The organism is Phreatobacter sp. (assembly GCF_030691135.1).
Lineage (GTDB): Bacteria > Pseudomonadota > Alphaproteobacteria > Rhizobiales > Phreatobacteraceae > Phreatobacter.
In genome coordinates this window covers 110,965-125,116 of sequence record NZ_JAUYFA010000052.1, presented here as the reverse complement: position 1 = coordinate 125,116, position 14,152 = coordinate 110,965, and the positions used below count along the sequence as shown (strand labels likewise).

At 65.8% G+C, this 14,152-nt stretch carries 17 protein-coding genes; 15 read left to right on the top strand and 2 right to left on the bottom strand.

Annotated elements, in window-relative coordinates:
- Window positions 1–161: 161 nt before the first annotated feature.
- Complete coding sequence (locus tag Q8O26_RS09090) at window positions 162–689, top strand: RES family NAD+ phosphorylase (RefSeq protein WP_305575184.1); 528 nt, start codon at window positions 162–164, stop codon at window positions 687–689.
- Here Q8O26_RS09090 and Q8O26_RS09085 read toward each other — a convergent pair.
- Complete coding sequence (locus Q8O26_RS09085) at window positions 682–1,482, bottom strand: DUF6602 domain-containing protein (RefSeq protein ID WP_305575183.1); 801 nt, start codon at window positions 1,480–1,482, stop codon at window positions 682–684. The two genes, Q8O26_RS09090 and Q8O26_RS09085, sit on opposite strands and share 8 nt — an antisense overlap.
- A 375-nt stretch (window positions 1,483–1,857) precedes the next feature.
- Here Q8O26_RS09085 and Q8O26_RS09080 point away from each other — a divergent pair, with 375 nt between their 5' ends.
- From Q8O26_RS09080 to Q8O26_RS09015, 14 genes are all read left to right on the top strand, one after another.
- Entirely contained in the window at window positions 1,858–3,618 is a 1,761-nt protein-coding gene (locus Q8O26_RS09080; protein WP_305575182.1) for an acetolactate synthase 3 large subunit, read from the top strand.
- 65 nt (window positions 3,619–3,683) lie between these two features.
- Window positions 3,684–3,950, top strand: coding sequence for an AbrB/MazE/SpoVT family DNA-binding domain-containing protein (locus tag Q8O26_RS09075; protein WP_305575181.1), 267 nt, complete (start codon window positions 3,684–3,686; stop codon window positions 3,948–3,950).
- Window positions 3,947–4,339 carry a type II toxin-antitoxin system VapC family toxin gene (locus Q8O26_RS09070; RefSeq protein WP_305575180.1) on the top strand — a complete coding sequence of 131 codons (393 nt, stop codon included), beginning with the start codon at window positions 3,947–3,949 and terminating at the stop codon, window positions 4,337–4,339. The genes Q8O26_RS09075 and Q8O26_RS09070 overlap by 4 nt, the downstream gene beginning before the upstream one ends.
- A gap of 19 nt (window positions 4,340–4,358) precedes the next feature.
- Window positions 4,359–4,937, top strand: coding sequence for an acetolactate synthase small subunit (gene ilvN, locus Q8O26_RS09065; protein WP_296575766.1), 579 nt, complete (start codon window positions 4,359–4,361; stop codon window positions 4,935–4,937).
- 114 nt (window positions 4,938–5,051) lie between these two features.
- Window positions 5,052–5,789, top strand: coding sequence for a pyridoxine 5'-phosphate synthase (locus tag Q8O26_RS09060; RefSeq protein WP_305575179.1), 738 nt, complete (start codon window positions 5,052–5,054; stop codon window positions 5,787–5,789).
- A 97-nt stretch (window positions 5,790–5,886) separates the two neighbouring features.
- A complete protein-coding gene (locus Q8O26_RS09055; protein WP_305575178.1) occupies window positions 5,887–6,159 on the top strand; it encodes an AbrB/MazE/SpoVT family DNA-binding domain-containing protein in 273 nt (90 codons plus the stop codon).
- A complete protein-coding gene (locus tag Q8O26_RS09050) occupies window positions 6,146–6,514 on the top strand; it encodes a type II toxin-antitoxin system PemK/MazF family toxin (RefSeq protein ID WP_305575177.1) in 369 nt (122 codons plus the stop codon). Before Q8O26_RS09055 ends, Q8O26_RS09050 begins: the two co-directional genes overlap by 14 nt.
- A gap of 134 nt (window positions 6,515–6,648) precedes the next feature.
- Entirely contained in the window at window positions 6,649–7,323 is a 675-nt protein-coding gene (locus Q8O26_RS09045; protein ID WP_305575176.1) for a TetR/AcrR family transcriptional regulator C-terminal domain-containing protein, read from the top strand.
- Between the two features lie 49 nt (window positions 7,324–7,372).
- Window positions 7,373–8,392 (top strand): ketol-acid reductoisomerase, encoded by a 1,020-nt coding sequence (ilvC, locus tag Q8O26_RS09040; RefSeq protein WP_305575175.1) that lies wholly within the window; start codon window positions 7,373–7,375, stop codon window positions 8,390–8,392.
- A 225-nt stretch (window positions 8,393–8,617) separates the two neighbouring features.
- Window positions 8,618–10,726, top strand: coding sequence for a protein-disulfide reductase DsbD (locus Q8O26_RS09035; protein WP_305575174.1), 2,109 nt, complete (start codon window positions 8,618–8,620; stop codon window positions 10,724–10,726).
- Between the two features lie 283 nt (window positions 10,727–11,009).
- Entirely contained in the window at window positions 11,010–11,444 is a 435-nt protein-coding gene (locus Q8O26_RS09030) for a nuclear transport factor 2 family protein (RefSeq protein ID WP_305575173.1), read from the top strand.
- 2 nt (window positions 11,445–11,446) lie between these two features.
- Complete coding sequence (locus tag Q8O26_RS09025; RefSeq protein ID WP_305575172.1) at window positions 11,447–11,899, top strand: nuclear transport factor 2 family protein; 453 nt, start codon at window positions 11,447–11,449, stop codon at window positions 11,897–11,899.
- Window positions 11,900–11,986: 87 nt separating this feature from the next.
- Window positions 11,987–12,838, top strand: coding sequence for a pyridoxal kinase PdxY (pdxY, locus tag Q8O26_RS09020; RefSeq protein WP_305575171.1), 852 nt, complete (start codon window positions 11,987–11,989; stop codon window positions 12,836–12,838).
- An 8-nt stretch (window positions 12,839–12,846) separates the two neighbouring features.
- The gene (locus Q8O26_RS09015; protein WP_305575170.1) at window positions 12,847–13,773 is read left to right on the top strand and encodes a PhzF family phenazine biosynthesis protein; all 927 of its coding nucleotides are present in this window, start codon (window positions 12,847–12,849) and stop codon (window positions 13,771–13,773) included.
- Between the two features lie 85 nt (window positions 13,774–13,858).
- Here the strand turns inward: Q8O26_RS09015 and Q8O26_RS09010 are convergent, their stop codons facing one another.
- Window positions 13,859–14,125 carry a glycine zipper domain-containing protein gene (locus Q8O26_RS09010; RefSeq protein ID WP_305575169.1) on the bottom strand — a complete coding sequence of 89 codons (267 nt, stop codon included), beginning with the start codon at window positions 14,123–14,125 and terminating at the stop codon, window positions 13,859–13,861.
- Window positions 14,126–14,152 lie beyond the last annotated feature (27 nt).

The window sequence follows — 14,152 nt, the reverse complement described above, 5'->3', positions numbered from 1 at the left end:
GGGCAAACGGCCTCTCCGCAATCGCCACCCGAACCTCAGTCCGTCATGCCCGGGCATGACGCGGTGAGGGAAGCGCTTGGGCATGACCCGGTGAGGGTGGCGCTTGGGCACGACGCCGTGAGGGCGGCGCCCGACAACCGGCACCAAGGGCCGGCCGCGCCATGACCGCCCTCCCCCTCACCCGCTACCGCGGCCTCGCCTATCGCGCCCACGACCCGCGCTGGGCCTTCGCGCCGACTTCCGGCGCGGGCGCGGCGATCCATGGCGGGCGGTTCAACCCGAAGGGCATGGCGGCGCTCTACCTGGCGCTGAGCATCGAGGGCATGTTCGCGGAGGTCTCCCACGGTTTCGCCCACCGCTTCCCGCCGCTGACGGTGGTGACCTACGAGGTGGACTGCACCGATATCCTCGACCTTACGACGGAGGCGGGCCGCACAGCCGCCGGCACGGACTTGTCCACCCTCGGCTGCGCCTGGATGCTCGACCGGGCCGAGGGGCGGACGCCGCCCACCTGGACGCTGTCGAAGCGGCTCGTCGCGGCGGGGGCCGCCGGGGTGGTGGTGCCTAGCTTTGCGATCGGTGCGACCGAGGGGATGCGGAACCTCGTGCTGTGGCGGTGGGGCGGGGAGCAGAAGGTGGTGGCGTGGGATGTGGAGGGACGGCTTCAGGCTCCGACATTTGTCAGATGATGCTACCGAATGTCATGCTCGGGTAGTATTTCACCAGATCGGGACGCCGCGGACCGGCGGCATACAGCCAGCTGTTGATCCAGTAAAGGAACGTAAACAGCGAATTTTCCCCCAGACCCATCATCTCTTCGGATGGATCCAAAAGCTTCTCTACGTCCCCTCCAACTTCCCGGAGCCGTTGATTATAGTGGGATGACCCCGGTTGCCCATTGCGAGTCAAGTCAAAATATCTACCGCCTCGCCAGAGGAATGAGCCGGGTACCACTATAAAATCTGGCCTCTCGTTGATCGAAAGACCATCAACTTCCTTAGCTATATTTTCTTTCGCTACGTTTAAATCTGCTGGCGACTCAAACGACCACACACAGAAAAGATTATCTTTTATTGCTTGACGACCACAGCTGTCTGCAAAATTCCTGGGTAACGCCTTGAATTTCTTGCATTTGGCAACAGAGTCTGTTAAAGTAGAAGGTGTAAACTGCGTTTTTACCTCAATTACTCCATATACTGATTCGACAAGCCATATAGGAATAGGACGATCTCCATGTAAGGCAGCATTCGAATTTTTATCTACAAGAATAATATCCGATTGCGCGGATAAATCCCCGGATGCAGACAGCACCAATCCAGTCTCTATTCCAACCGACTGCAATATATGTTGTCTTAAAAGCTTACAAACGATAGCCTCCCGATTGGTGCCTGCAGATTGTCGGTGCGTAGCGAAGTCCTTTCGCATTCGCTCGGACTCACGAGCCAGACCATGGCTGATTTCATCAAAATAGTCTTTTATCATATTCAACCTCCGGTAATTACTATATTATTATTTAATTACGTGAGCGCAAGTGGTCGCTTTACCAACCTCGACATCGCTAATGGCTGCCAATCCACACGCCCAGTTGATCTAGTCGGTCACCCCCTCCCCCATTGACACCCTCCTTCCCCCTCCCCTATGGTTCGCGCCTCTCTCAATCGGAGCCGCACGCCGTGCGTTTCAACCTTATTGTATCCGGGGCGCCATCGACGGACGTGTGAGACATCACACGGCGGCCGAACGGTGGCGCTCAACACAAGGTCCCTCACGGGGCCTTTTTTGTTGCCCTGAACGACCTTGCCGCTTAACGCCTTGCCGCAACAACAGACCAAGACGACGCTACAAGGAAACCGACCCATGTCCCGCGAGATGACCGGCGCCGAAATGGTGGTGCAGACCCTGATCGACCAGGGCGTCAACACGCTCTTCGGCTATCCCGGCGGCGCCGTGCTGCCGATCTATGACGCGCTCTTCCAGCAGGACAGCGTCAAGCACATTCTCGTCCGCCACGAGCAGGGCGCGGTGCATGCCGCCGAGGGCTATGCCCGCTCCTCCGGCAAGGTCGGCGTGGTGCTGGTCACCTCCGGCCCCGGCGCGACCAATGCGGTCACCGGCCTGACCGATGCGCTGATGGATTCCATTCCCCTGGTCTGTTTCACCGGCCAGGTGCCGACCCATCTGATCGGCTCGGACGCGTTCCAGGAGGCCGATACGGTCGGCATCACGCGCCACTGCACCAAGCACAATTATCTCGTGAAGAACATCGAGGACCTGCCGCGCATCCTGCACGAGGCCTTCTATGTGGCGCAGAACGGCCGTCCCGGGCCGGTGGTCATCGACATCCCCAAGGACATCCAGTTCAAGAGCGGCAAGTATGAGAAGCCGCGCGACAACCAGCACAAGACCTACCGTCCGCAGATCAAGGGCGACCTCTCCAAGATCAAGGCGGCGGTGGAGCTGATCGCCAAGGCCAAGCGCCCGGTCTTCTATACCGGCGGCGGCGTCATCAATGCCGGGCCGCAGGCCTCGCAGCTGCTGCGCGAGCTGGCGCGCGCCACCGGCTATCCCGTGACCTCGACGCTGATGGGCCTCGGCGCCTATCCGGCCCATGACCCGCAGTGGCTGGGCATGCTCGGCATGCACGGCACCTACGAGGCGAACCTCGCCATGCATGGCTGCGACCTGATGGTGAATATCGGCGCGCGGTTCGACGATCGCATCACCGGGCGGCTCGATGCCTTCTCGCCGGGGTCGAAGAAGATCCACATCGACATCGATCCCTCGTCCATCAACAAGAACGTCAAGGTGGATATCGGCATCGTCGGCGACTGCGCCCATGTGCTCGAGGACATGGTGCGGCTGTGGAAGGACGTGGCCGGACAGGTCGACAAGCCGGCGATCAAGGCCTGGTGGAGCGAGATCGAGGGCTGGCGCGGGCGCAAGTCGCTCGCCTATGCGAATTCCGACACGATCATCAAGCCGCAGCATGCGCTGGAGCGGCTGGAGGCGCTGACCAAGCACCGCAAGCGCTTCATCACCACGGAGGTCGGCCAGCACCAGATGTGGGCGGCGCAATATCTCCATTTCGACGATCCGAACCGCTGGATGACGTCGGGCGGCCTCGGCACGATGGGCTATGGCCTGCCGGCGGCGGTGGGCGTGCAGCTCGCCCATCCCAAGGATCTCGTCATCTGCGTGGCGGGCGAGGCCTCGGTGCTGATGAACATGCAGGAGATGTCGACGGCGGCGCAGTATCGCCTGCCGGTGAAGATCTTCATCCTCAACAACGAATATATGGGCATGGTGCGCCAGTGGCAGGAGCTGCTGCATGGCGGGCGCTATTCGGAGAGCTATTCGGCGGCGCTGCCGGACTTCGTCAAGCTCGCCGAGGCCTATCACGCCAAGGGCATCCGCTGCTCCGACCCGGCCCTGCTGGACGACGCCATCCGCGAGATGCTCGACTATCCCGGACCGGTGATCTTCGACTGCCTGGTGGCGAAGCACGAGAACTGCTTCCCGATGATCCCCTCGGGCAAGGCGCATAACGAGATGATCCTCGCCGATTTCGTCGGCCAGACCGGCGACATCATCGACGCCAAGGGCAAGCAGCTGGTGTGAGGCGTGGCGAAGACGGCGGCGGGATGCTATCTTACCGTCGTCTTACCGCTGTGCCGGAGGGAGCCATGGATACGACCCGATTGTCGACCAAGGGGCAGGTCGTCCTGCCCAAGGCCGTACGCGACGCCAAGAACTGGCCGAGCGGCACGGAGCTCGAGGTCGTGCCGCATCCGGAGGGCGTCTTGCTCAGAACGCCTGCCGTGGCCAAGCGCTACACACTCGACGATCTCGCCGGTTGCCTGAAATACGATGGCCCGCCTGTGTCCATCGCGGACATGAACACGGCCATCGACCTCGCAATGACCGAACGTTGGGAGCGAAAATCACGATGATCGGCGTCGATACGAATGTGATCGTGCGCCTGATCACTGGCGATGATGCGCTTCAGGAGAGAAAAGCTCGCGAACTCTTCAAGGATTCGATCGTGTACATCACCACGACCGTTTTCCTGGAAACCGAATGGGTGCTCCGGAAGATTTACGGCATCGATCGCGCCCGCGTGACGGAAGCTCTGCTCCGCATCGCGGAAAACGAGCGGGTTGTCGTGGAGGACCCGCCTCGTGTTCGGGCAGCGATCGAGGGGTACAGGACCGGCCTGGATTTCGCCGATGCCCTGCATGTCGCCGGTTCCGACAAGGCCGACGCCTTCGCCACCTTCGACCAAGCGCTCGTCAAAGCTGCCCCGTCGGCCTTCGATCATCCGCCCGTCGTCAGTCCCTGACCCGTCAGAAGAAAAGACCATGACCCAGTCCCAGTCCGCCTATTTCCTCTCCGACGCCATCCATGCCGAGCGCCGCCACACGCTCGCCGTGCTGGTCGACAACGAGCCCGGTGTCCTCGCCCGCATCGCCGGGATGTTCTCCGGCCGCGGCTACAATATCGAGAGCCTGACAGTCTCGGAGACCGAGCACGAGAAGCATGTCTCGCGCATCACCATCGTCACCACCGGCACGGAGAAGGTGATCGAGCAGATCAAGACGCAGCTCGACCGGCTGGTGCCGGTGCACCGGGTGGTGGACCTGACCGTCCAGGGTTCGGCGCTGGAGCGCGAGCTCTGCCTCGTCAAGGTGCGCGGCAAGGGCGACTCGCGCGTCGAGGCGCTGCGCCTCGCCGGGGCCTTTGGCGCCCGGACGCTGGACGCGACGCTCAACTCCTTCGTCTTCGAGCTGACGGGGACGACGGAGGAGGTCGAGCGCTTCATCCGCCTGATGGGCGTGGTCGGCCTCGTCGAGGTGTCGCGCACCGGCATCGCCGCCATGAGCCGCGGCGCGGAAGGCATGCAGGAAGCGGCCTTGCCGGATGGCGCGCAGGGACGCTGATATCGGGAGCATTGGCCAGCGAAGTCGGAACCGGTTCGCGTGAAGCCAATGCGACCCACTCTGCAAACTGCTACAGCTTGCACCCGCTAGAACAGTCTTCCCCGGAAGCCCGCCATGCCGACGCATCTGTCCGTCAACGTCAACGCCATCGCGCAGCTGCGCAACCGGCGCAACCTGCCCTGGCCGAGCGTCACCGGCCTCGCCCGCATCGCCATGCAGGCGGGCGCGGCGGGCATCACCGTGCATCCGCGGCCCGACGAGCGGCATATCCGCCGGCACGACGTCTTCGATCTGGCGGCGATGCTGCGTGCCGAGTTTCCCGCCGACGAGTTCAACATCGAGGGCTATCCGGACGAGCGCTTCCTGGCGCTGTGCGAGGAGGTAAAGCCCGCGCAGGTGACGCTGGTGCCGGACGACCCGGCGCAGGCGACCTCCGATCACGGCTGGGACGTCCACCGGGATGCCGGCCTGCTGCAGCAGTCCATCGCCCGGCTGAAGGCGGGCGGCATGCGGGTCTCGATCTTCCTCGACGCCGATCCGGCGCTGGTGGCGGGCGCCAAGGCCACCGGCACTGACCGGATCGAGCTCTATACGGGGCCCTATGGCCATGCCGGCGAAGCGGCGTTGCAGGCGACGGAGCTGGCGAAGCTGGTGGCGACCACCACGGCTGCGTCATCGGCCGGCCTCGGCGTCAATGCCGGCCACGACCTCACGCTCGACAACCTGCCAGCCCTCATCGCCGCCGCCCCTGATATCGCGGAAGTCTCGATCGGCCATGCGCTGACCGCCGACGCGCTGATCCACGGCATGGCGGAGACCGTGCGGCTCTATCGCAAGGCCTGCGGCGGCTGACGGCCTGACCCTCTGCAGGTTGGCTGCGTGCGCGTTTACGCCTTGCCCCGCCTGGGATATACGTCGGATATCCCAGACTGGTGTCGGAGGCCTGACGGTGCGCGCCAAATCCGCTCAATGGGGCAACAGCATTGCCGTCCGGGTGCCGCGTTCCGTGGCCGAGACGATTGACCTGAAGCCCGGCGAGGACCTGGAGATCTTCGCGGTGCCGGGCGGGCTGAACATCCGCCGGCCGAAGACTCCCCGGTATCCGTCCGTGAGCCTTGCCGAAATGGTGGCGGAGATGGACCGACTCGGACCGGACAGCCGGCCGGATGTCGTGGACTGGGGATCGGATCGCGGGGACGAGATCGTCGATGACAGGCGATGACGGGCGGCCCCTGATCCACGCGGGCGACATTTTCTGGGTCGATTTCGACCCGACAAAGGGCAGCGAACAGGCCGGGGCGCGCCCGGCGCTGGTGATTTCCGATGTCGAGTACAACCGGCGATCCGATCTCGTCATCGTGTGTCCGATCACGCGCAATACCAGGCCATGGCCGACCAAGGTCGTCATGGTCGACGAACCCGAAATCGAAGGGGCCGTCCTGGTCGACCAGATCCGCAGCCTGCACCGCCCCTCGCGCGGCTTCCGGTTTGCCGGGCGTGCCTCGCCGGAACTCCTGTCGGCCGTCCGAGCCAAGCTCTGGGAAATCATCGGCCCGGGTTGGAAGGATACCGAATGACGATGCTGTTCGCGCATCGCGCGAATGTGCCGTCATCCGTCGAGGTATCGATGCGGCGTGCGCTTGCGTTGGCCACCACGCTCGGCTAGAGAACCGTAACGTACGGTACGGCTCTCCCCACCTGTCGACATCCGATGATTTCCGCCGCCAAGACCCCTGTTCCCGAAGCACCGAGCGCCGACCCGGCGGAGCCGACCGCCCGTCAGGCGGCAGTGCTCGACGCCGTGCTGGCGCTGATGCAGGAGCAGGGCGGCCAGCTCACCATGACGGGCGTCGCCCGGCGAGCGAGCTGCTCGAAGGAAACCCTGTACAAGTGGTTCGGCGACCGTGACGGCCTGCTGACCGCCACCGTGCAGTGGCAGGCATCCCGCGTGCGCGCCGGCCGCTACGACCGGCAGAGGCGCGATGCATCGAGCCTCAGGGACAGCCTCAGGGGTTTCGCCGCGAACTGGCTCTCGGTCATTTCCAGCGCCACGTCGATCGCACTCAATCGGTTGGCGATCACCCACGCCGCGTCGCAGCAGAGCAATCTCGGCCAGATCGTGCTCGAGAACGGTCGCTTCGCCATCGGCGACCGGCTGAAGCCCGTGCTGGAAGAAGGACGGGCGGCCGGCCTGCTCCAGTTCGACGATACCGAGGCGGCGTTCCGGACCTTTTTCGGCCTCGCTGGCCGCGACGTGCAGATCCGCCTGCTGCTCGGTGACGACCTGAAGCTCGGGAAGTCCGAGATCGACCGCGACGCCGCGGCGGCGACCGACCAGTTTCTCACCCTCTACGGCCGGAAGACCCCGACACCGGCTGCCGCCTGACCACATCTCCCCAACCCCGAAACGCAAAGCCCAAGGAAGGAACCATCCCATGCGTGTCTATTACGATCGCGACGCCGATCTGAACCTGATCAAGTCGAAGAAGGTCTGCATCGTCGGCTATGGCAGCCAGGGCCATGCCCATGCGCTGAACCTGCGCGATTCCGGCGTGAAGGACGTGGTCATCGCGCTGAAGGCGGGTTCCGCCACGCGCGCCAAGGCCGAGGCCGCCGGCTTCACCGTCATGACGCCCGCCGAGGCCGCCAAGGTCTGCGACATCATGATGATGTTGACCCCGGACGAGCTGCAGGCCGACATCTACCGCGACGACCTCGCCGGCAACATGAAGCCGGGCGCCGCGATCATGTTCGCCCACGGCCTCAACGTGCACTTCAACCTGATCGAGGCCCGCAAGGATCTCGACGTGCTGATGGTCGCCCCGAAGGGCCCCGGCCACACCGTGCGCTCCGAGTACCAGCGCGGTGGCGGCGTTCCGACCCTCATCGCCATCCACCAGGACGCCTCGGGCAATGCCCATGACCTCGGCCTGTCCTACGCCTCGGCCAATGGCGGCGGCCGCGCCGGCATCATCGAGACGACCTTCAAGGAAGAGTGCGAGACCGATCTCTTCGGCGAGCAGGTCGTGCTCTGCGGCGGCCTGGTCGAGCTGATCAAGGCGGGCTACGAGACCCTGACGGAAGCCGGCTATGCTCCCGAGATGGCCTATTTCGAGTGCCTCCACGAGGTCAAGCTGATCGTCGACCTCATCTATGAGGGCGGCATCGCCAACATGAACTACTCGATCTCCAACACAGCCGAGTATGGCGAGTATGTCACCGGCCCCCGCATCATCACTGCCGAGACCAAGGCCGAGATGAAGCGCGTCCTCACCGACATCCAGTCGGGCAAGTTCACCCGCGACTGGATGCTGGAGAACAAGGTCAACCAGACCTCGTTCAAGGCGACCCGCGCCCGCATGGCCGCCCATCCGATCGAGGAAGTCGGCGCCAAGTTGCGCGACATGATGCCCTGGATCAAGGCGAAGGCCCTGGTCGACAAGACCAAGAACTGAGAACGGCATCGTCGCGACGGACGGGTGACTTCGCACCCGTCCTTCGGGATCAAGGCGAAGGCCCTGGTCGACAAGACCAAGAACTGAGAAACGCCTCAGTCATCCTCTGCCGAAATCTGGAAAGGGCGGCTCCGGCTGCCCTTTTTCTTCACATCCGCGTGTGAAACACCGCCATCGCGCCCCGTGTCGCATTGTCGCCTGCAACATCGTTTCTACAATGGCCCGATGATCCACCTCCGCGCCTTCATGAAAACAGCGGCGGCCGCCGCGATGGTCGTCTGCGCGGCCCAGGGTGCGATGGCGCAGCCTCATGACCCGGCGACGCTGGTCAAGGCCGAGCTCATCGCCGAGCCGCCGGCCATCCGCCAGGGCGAGCCCTTCACAGTCGGCGTGCGGCTGACGATGAAGGAGCACTGGCACACCTATTGGAGCAACCCTGGCGATTCCGGCATGGCGACGGAGATCCGCTGGCAACTGCCACCGGGCTTCTCGGCAGGCGCCATCGCCTGGCCCGTGCCACAGGCGATTCCCGTCGGGCCGCTGATGAACTACGGCTACGAAGGCACGGCCACCTTGCTGGTGACCATCACGCCACCGGCTGACCTCGCGCCGAGCAGCCGCGCCCCGCTGAGGGCCACGGTGGCCTATCTCGTCTGCCAGCGCGAATGCATCCCGGGCGAGGCCGCGGTGTCCCTGACCCTGCCGGTGGCGGGGCCGACGTCGCGGGCCCCGAACGCGCCCCTGGTCGAGACGCCGATTTCCGTGGCGCGGGCCGCGCTGCCGCTCGCCGCGCCCTTCGCAGCCCGTTTCAGCGTCGGAGCGAATGCGGTGACCATCACGCCGGCCGCCGGCGGACCGGCCACGGCGCTGCGGGGCATGCGTTTCTTCCCCGCCTCGGGCGAGGTCATCGACCACGCGGCGCCGCAGACCTTTACCGTCACCGACGGCCGGCCGGTTCTGACCTTGAAGCGCAGCACGCTGATGCAGGGCACCCCGGCGACCCTCGACGGCGTTCTCGTCATGGACGAGCAGGTCGACGGCGGCACCGTCAGCCACGCCTTCGCCGTTTCCGCCACGCCGGCGGTCGCCGTCACGCCGCCGGTTGACCTCACGGCCCTGCTGCAGGCGATCGCCCTCGCGGTGCTCGGCGGGCTCATCCTCAACCTGATGCCCTGCGTTTTTCCGGTCCTGTCGCTGAAGGTGCTGCAGCTGACGGGCCACGGCGAGGCCCCGGCCTCGCAGGCTCGCGGCCACGGCCTCGCCTATGCCGCCGGGGTTCTCGTCACCTTCGCCGGGCTGGCGGCCCTGCTTTATGCGCTGCGGGCGGCGGGCGGCGAAGTCGGCTGGGGGTTCCAGCTGCAATCGCCGGTCGTGGTGGCGGCGCTCGCCTTCCTCCTGTTCGCCATGGGTCTCAGCCTCTCGGGCGTCGCCCAATTCGGCATGGCGATGACCCGTGTCGGCACCGGCGCGGCGGCACCGCCGGGCTTGCCGCGTTCGTTCCTGACCGGGTTTCTCGCCACCGTGGTGGCGACGCCCTGCACGGCACCCTTCATGGGCACGGCGCTCGGCTTTGCGCTGACCCAGCCGCCCGCGGTGGGCATGGCGGTGTTCCTGGCGCTCGGGTTCGGCCTCGCGCTGCCGGTCCTCGTGCTGACCTTCGTGCCGGCCCTCGTCAGGCGCCTGCCGCGGCCCGGTGCCTGGATGGAGACGATGAAGCAGGTCCTCGCCTTCCCGCTCTATGCCACGGTCGCCTGGCTCGTCTGGGTGCTGTCGCAGCAGGTCGGGCCGACGGGCATGGCTGCGGCGCTGGCCGGGCTGGTCCTGGTGGGGCTCGCGGTCTTCCTCGCCGGCAAGGCGCATCATGCCGGCCGGCGCGGCGCGTGGGTGGCGCGCGGTGTCGCCCTCGCCGCCCTCCTCGCGCTGCTTCCGGCAGGAAGGGCCATCGCGACGGATCCGGGGGCGATGGCCGCCGGATCGGTCCGCGACAGCCGCGACGGCACCGAACCCTTTACCCAGGCCCGGCTCGACGGGCTGATCGCCGAAGGCCGGCGGCCGGTCTTCGTCAACCTGACCGCGGCCTGGTGCATCACCTGCCTGGTCAACGAGCGCACGGCGCTCGCGTCCGACGAGGTCCGCGCCCTCTTCCGCGCGCGCAATGTCGCCTACCTGAAGGGCGACTGGACCAACCGCAATCCCGAGATCACCCGCGTCCTGGAGCGCCATGGGCGCAGCGGCGTTCCCCTTTACCTCTTGTTCAGCCGTAACGGAGACGCGCAGTTGCTGCCGCAGATTCTGACCGAACGCATGCTGGTCGATCACCTGTCGAGCCTTTGAGCCGGGACATTACCGAAAGAGGCAGGCCCACGGCTACGCGGTGAGGCACAGTTTCTGATCTGTCCGGGTGCCGACGTCTTATGACGGCTGCCGCTTCAAGGCGGCAGATGCAGAGCAGACCACCCATTGCAACGGCACAATTCTCACGGCGCAATCTTGTGGTATGGGCTCTGTTCATGTTCCACTCAGCAGTCATGCCGCAGCCTGTGCCAAAATACCTTGGCGCCCCGCGCAAAGGGGCTTACGACGACTTCTCCGACCAGAGTCGGATTCAGGAACTTTCATGTCGCAACCGAGCCTGCGTCTGATCTCGGGGTTGCCCTACCTCAAGGAACGGCTCGCGGAACTCTACGCCGCGGGCCGGAATGGCCATGCCGAGCAGTTCGCCGCCGCCTTCGCCGAGAACGGCACCATGCGGATCGTCGCAGACAACCGACTGGTACCCGAATCAGGTCCGTTTCAGGGCCGCGCCGCCATTGCCAAGGGTGTGCGGAACTGGTGCGGCCGCTATGAGTATCTCGACGGCCTGGTGGTGGATGTCATCGCCGATTTCGACATCGCGGTGACCCGGCGCCAGTTGACCCTTCGCAGCATCGCCACCGGGTCGGTCGCCGATTTCGACGTGGCCGATTTCGTCCGCTTCCAGAACGGGCAGATCGTCGAGCTGGCACAGTTCATCGACACCGCATCACTGGCTGTTCTCTCTGGTCGTATCTGAACATGGCGACGCCCCCTTCGACCTCCGCAGCGCGCAAGAAGCACAGCGAGGCAATCGCCGAGGCGGTGCACGCCCTTTACACCGCCCGGATGGCCGGCGCTGTGGACGAGTTCGTGTCCTATTTCGCCCCGGATGCGCGGTTGACCGTGGTCGGCAATCCGGCTCTCAGCCCGGGCGCCGGCATGCGTCTCGGCCGTGAGGACATCGCCCGCTACCTGCAGCACCTGCATGACCAAAACGCCTATCTCAGCCATCGGATCGAAGACATCGTCACGGAAGGCGATCATGTCGTCGTGCGCTGGACCGCCGAGGTGCGCTTTCTCGACAACGGGCGCTCCGGCACCTACGAGATTCTCGACCATATCCGGGTCAAGGATGGGCTGATCGTCGAGCTGACGCATTTCTACGATACAGGCGGCATCGCCATCGCTCGCGGGCGCGTGAAGATCGCCTGAGGCCGGCACTGGCTGATGGCGGAGTTCACGGAACAGAATTGGTGCAGTGCCACAGGCGCGCGCTAGGGTGGCGCGACGGAGCGCACCATGAACATCCTGTCCATCCAGTCCTGGGTTTCCTACGGCCATGTCGGCAATGCCTCGGCCGTCTTTCCGATGCAGCGGCTCGGCCACGAGGTCTGGGCCATCCACACGGTGCAGTTCTCGAATCATACGGGATATGGCGCCTGGAAGGGCCGGGTCTATGACGGGCCGATGATCGACGAACTCGTCGAGGGCATCGCCGATCGCGGCGTTCTCGGGCGGTGCGACGGGGTTCTGTCCGGCTATATGGGCTCGTCCGACATCGGTTCTGCCATCATGGCGGCGGTCAAGCGCGTGCGCGCCCTCAATCCCACCGCCCTCTACTGCTGCGATCCGGTGATCGGCGATGTCGGCCGGGGCGTCTTCGTCCGGCCCGGCATTCCGGAATTCATGCGCGACCAGGCCGTGCCGGCCGCCGACATCATCACGCCGAACCAGTTCGAGCTCGAATATCTCTCCGGTCGCTCCATCACCACCATCGCCGATGCGGTGGCGGCGGTCGACGCCATCCGCGCGACGGGGCCGAAGACGGTGCTCGTCACCAGCCTGATGACCGAGGATACGCCTGCCGACGCCATGGATCTCCTCGCCTGCGGGCCGAACGGCCGCTTCCGCGTGCGCACGCCGCGGCTCTCGGTCTCGGTCAACGGGGCGGGCGACGCCATCGCCGCGCTGTTCTTCGTCCATGCTGCGACGACTGGCGACGAGGCCTTCGCGGTCTCGCGCGCGGCATCCTCGGTCTTCGGCCTGCTGAAGCGCACGGAAGAAGCCGGCTCGCGGGAGATCCTCACCGTCGCCGCGCAGGACGAGTTCGTCACGCCGTCGCGCCTGTTCTCCCCCGAACCGATCGTTTGAGACCTGCCATGACGCAGACACCCCCCGCCCGCCGTTTCCATACGCTCGACGTGTTCACCGATGAGGCGCTCGCCGGCAATCCGCTGGCGGTGGTCCATGATTCCGCCGGGCTGGACACCGCCGCCATGCAGAGGATCGCCGGCGAGTTCAACCTGTCGGAGACGGTGTTCGTGCTGCCCGGGACCACGGCCGGCCACCGCGCCGACATCCGCATCTTCACCCCCGGCGCGGAGCTGCCCTTCGCCGGCCATCCGACGGTGGGGACTGCCGTACTCCTCGCCGCCCTCGACGGCCTCGCGCCGGGCAGGGAGACCGCTTTCATCATCGGCGAGAAGGCGGGGCCGGTCCCCTGCCGCGTCACGCGCCATGCCGACGGCCGTTTCGAGGCGCGCTTCGAGGCCCCCCGCAAGCCGGCGGATCTCGGGCCCGCCCCCGATCCGGCGCAACTGGCCGGCGTCCTCGGCCTCACCCCGCGCGACATCGGTTTCGACCGCCACCGTCCCAGCCGCTACGGGGCGCCGGTGTCGTTCTGCTACGTGCCGGTCAAGACGCGGGAGGCCATGGGCCGGATCCGCGTCGACACGCGCTGGTTCGCCGAAACTTTCGCCGCCATCCAGGATTCCCACCCGGCGATCTTCGCCTATAGCCGCGAGACGGTGGATCCGGCGGCGCAGTTCCATGCCCGCATGTTCGCGCCCGGCCTCGGGATCGCCGAGGATCCCGCCACGGGCTCCGCTGCAGCCGCCTTTGCCGGCGTCCTCGCCGCGCAGGAGGGCCTCGCCGACGGCACGCACCAGATCATCATCGAGCAGGGCTTCGAGATGGGGCGTCCGAGCCGCATCGCCCTCGGCCTGACGCTGGCGGGCGGCAGTGTCGAGACCGTCACCATCGGCGGTGGCGCTGTCATCGTCACCGAGGGCCGGCTATTTCTCTAGTCTAGGCCTGCCCTCGTCCCGCCGATTCGGGCAAAGCAAACCCGCCGGCTGGCGCCGGCGGGTTTGATCTCGTCGCAGCCTGCGATCAGCGGCGATAGCGGCAGACGCGCTCGCCGTAGCTGTTGATCCAGCAGCGGCGACGCGGCGTGGTTTCCGCACCGATCACCGCACCGGCGATGCCACCGATCGCGGCGCCAGCGAGAGCGCCACCACCCGTGCCGGTGGCGAGACCACCGATCAGAGCACCGGCACCCGCGCCGATGGCGCCACCTGCGGCAGCGCGCTCTTCACGCGGGGTGCACGCACCGATCATCAGGGCGGCAGCGCCGACCAGAGCCAATTTCTTCAACATGGATATTCCCTCCTGCAGGCCCCCGAC

Coding starts and splice junctions, on each gene's coding strand:
- Q8O26_RS09090 (WP_305575184.1), top strand. CDS start 162: ATGACCGCCCTCCCCCTCACCCGCTACCGCGGCCTCGCCTATCGCGCC.
- Q8O26_RS09085 (WP_305575183.1), bottom strand. CDS start 1,482: ATGATAAAAGACTATTTTGATGAAATCAGCCATGGTCTGGCTCGTGAG.
- Q8O26_RS09080 (WP_305575182.1), top strand. CDS start 1,858: ATGTCCCGCGAGATGACCGGCGCCGAAATGGTGGTGCAGACCCTGATC.
- Q8O26_RS09075 (WP_305575181.1), top strand. CDS start 3,684: ATGGATACGACCCGATTGTCGACCAAGGGGCAGGTCGTCCTGCCCAAG.
- Q8O26_RS09070 (WP_305575180.1), top strand. CDS start 3,947: ATGATCGGCGTCGATACGAATGTGATCGTGCGCCTGATCACTGGCGAT.
- ilvN (WP_296575766.1), top strand. CDS start 4,359: ATGACCCAGTCCCAGTCCGCCTATTTCCTCTCCGACGCCATCCATGCC.
- Q8O26_RS09060 (WP_305575179.1), top strand. CDS start 5,052: ATGCCGACGCATCTGTCCGTCAACGTCAACGCCATCGCGCAGCTGCGC.
- Q8O26_RS09050 (WP_305575177.1), top strand. CDS start 6,146: ATGACAGGCGATGACGGGCGGCCCCTGATCCACGCGGGCGACATTTTC.
- Q8O26_RS09045 (WP_305575176.1), top strand. CDS start 6,649: ATGATTTCCGCCGCCAAGACCCCTGTTCCCGAAGCACCGAGCGCCGAC.
- ilvC (WP_305575175.1), top strand. CDS start 7,373: ATGCGTGTCTATTACGATCGCGACGCCGATCTGAACCTGATCAAGTCG.
- Q8O26_RS09035 (WP_305575174.1), top strand. CDS start 8,618: ATGATCCACCTCCGCGCCTTCATGAAAACAGCGGCGGCCGCCGCGATG.
- Q8O26_RS09030 (WP_305575173.1), top strand. CDS start 11,010: ATGTCGCAACCGAGCCTGCGTCTGATCTCGGGGTTGCCCTACCTCAAG.
- Q8O26_RS09025 (WP_305575172.1), top strand. CDS start 11,447: ATGGCGACGCCCCCTTCGACCTCCGCAGCGCGCAAGAAGCACAGCGAG.
- pdxY (WP_305575171.1), top strand. CDS start 11,987: ATGAACATCCTGTCCATCCAGTCCTGGGTTTCCTACGGCCATGTCGGC.
- Q8O26_RS09015 (WP_305575170.1), top strand. CDS start 12,847: ATGACGCAGACACCCCCCGCCCGCCGTTTCCATACGCTCGACGTGTTC.
- Q8O26_RS09010 (WP_305575169.1), bottom strand. CDS start 14,125: ATGTTGAAGAAATTGGCTCTGGTCGGCGCTGCCGCCCTGATGATCGGT.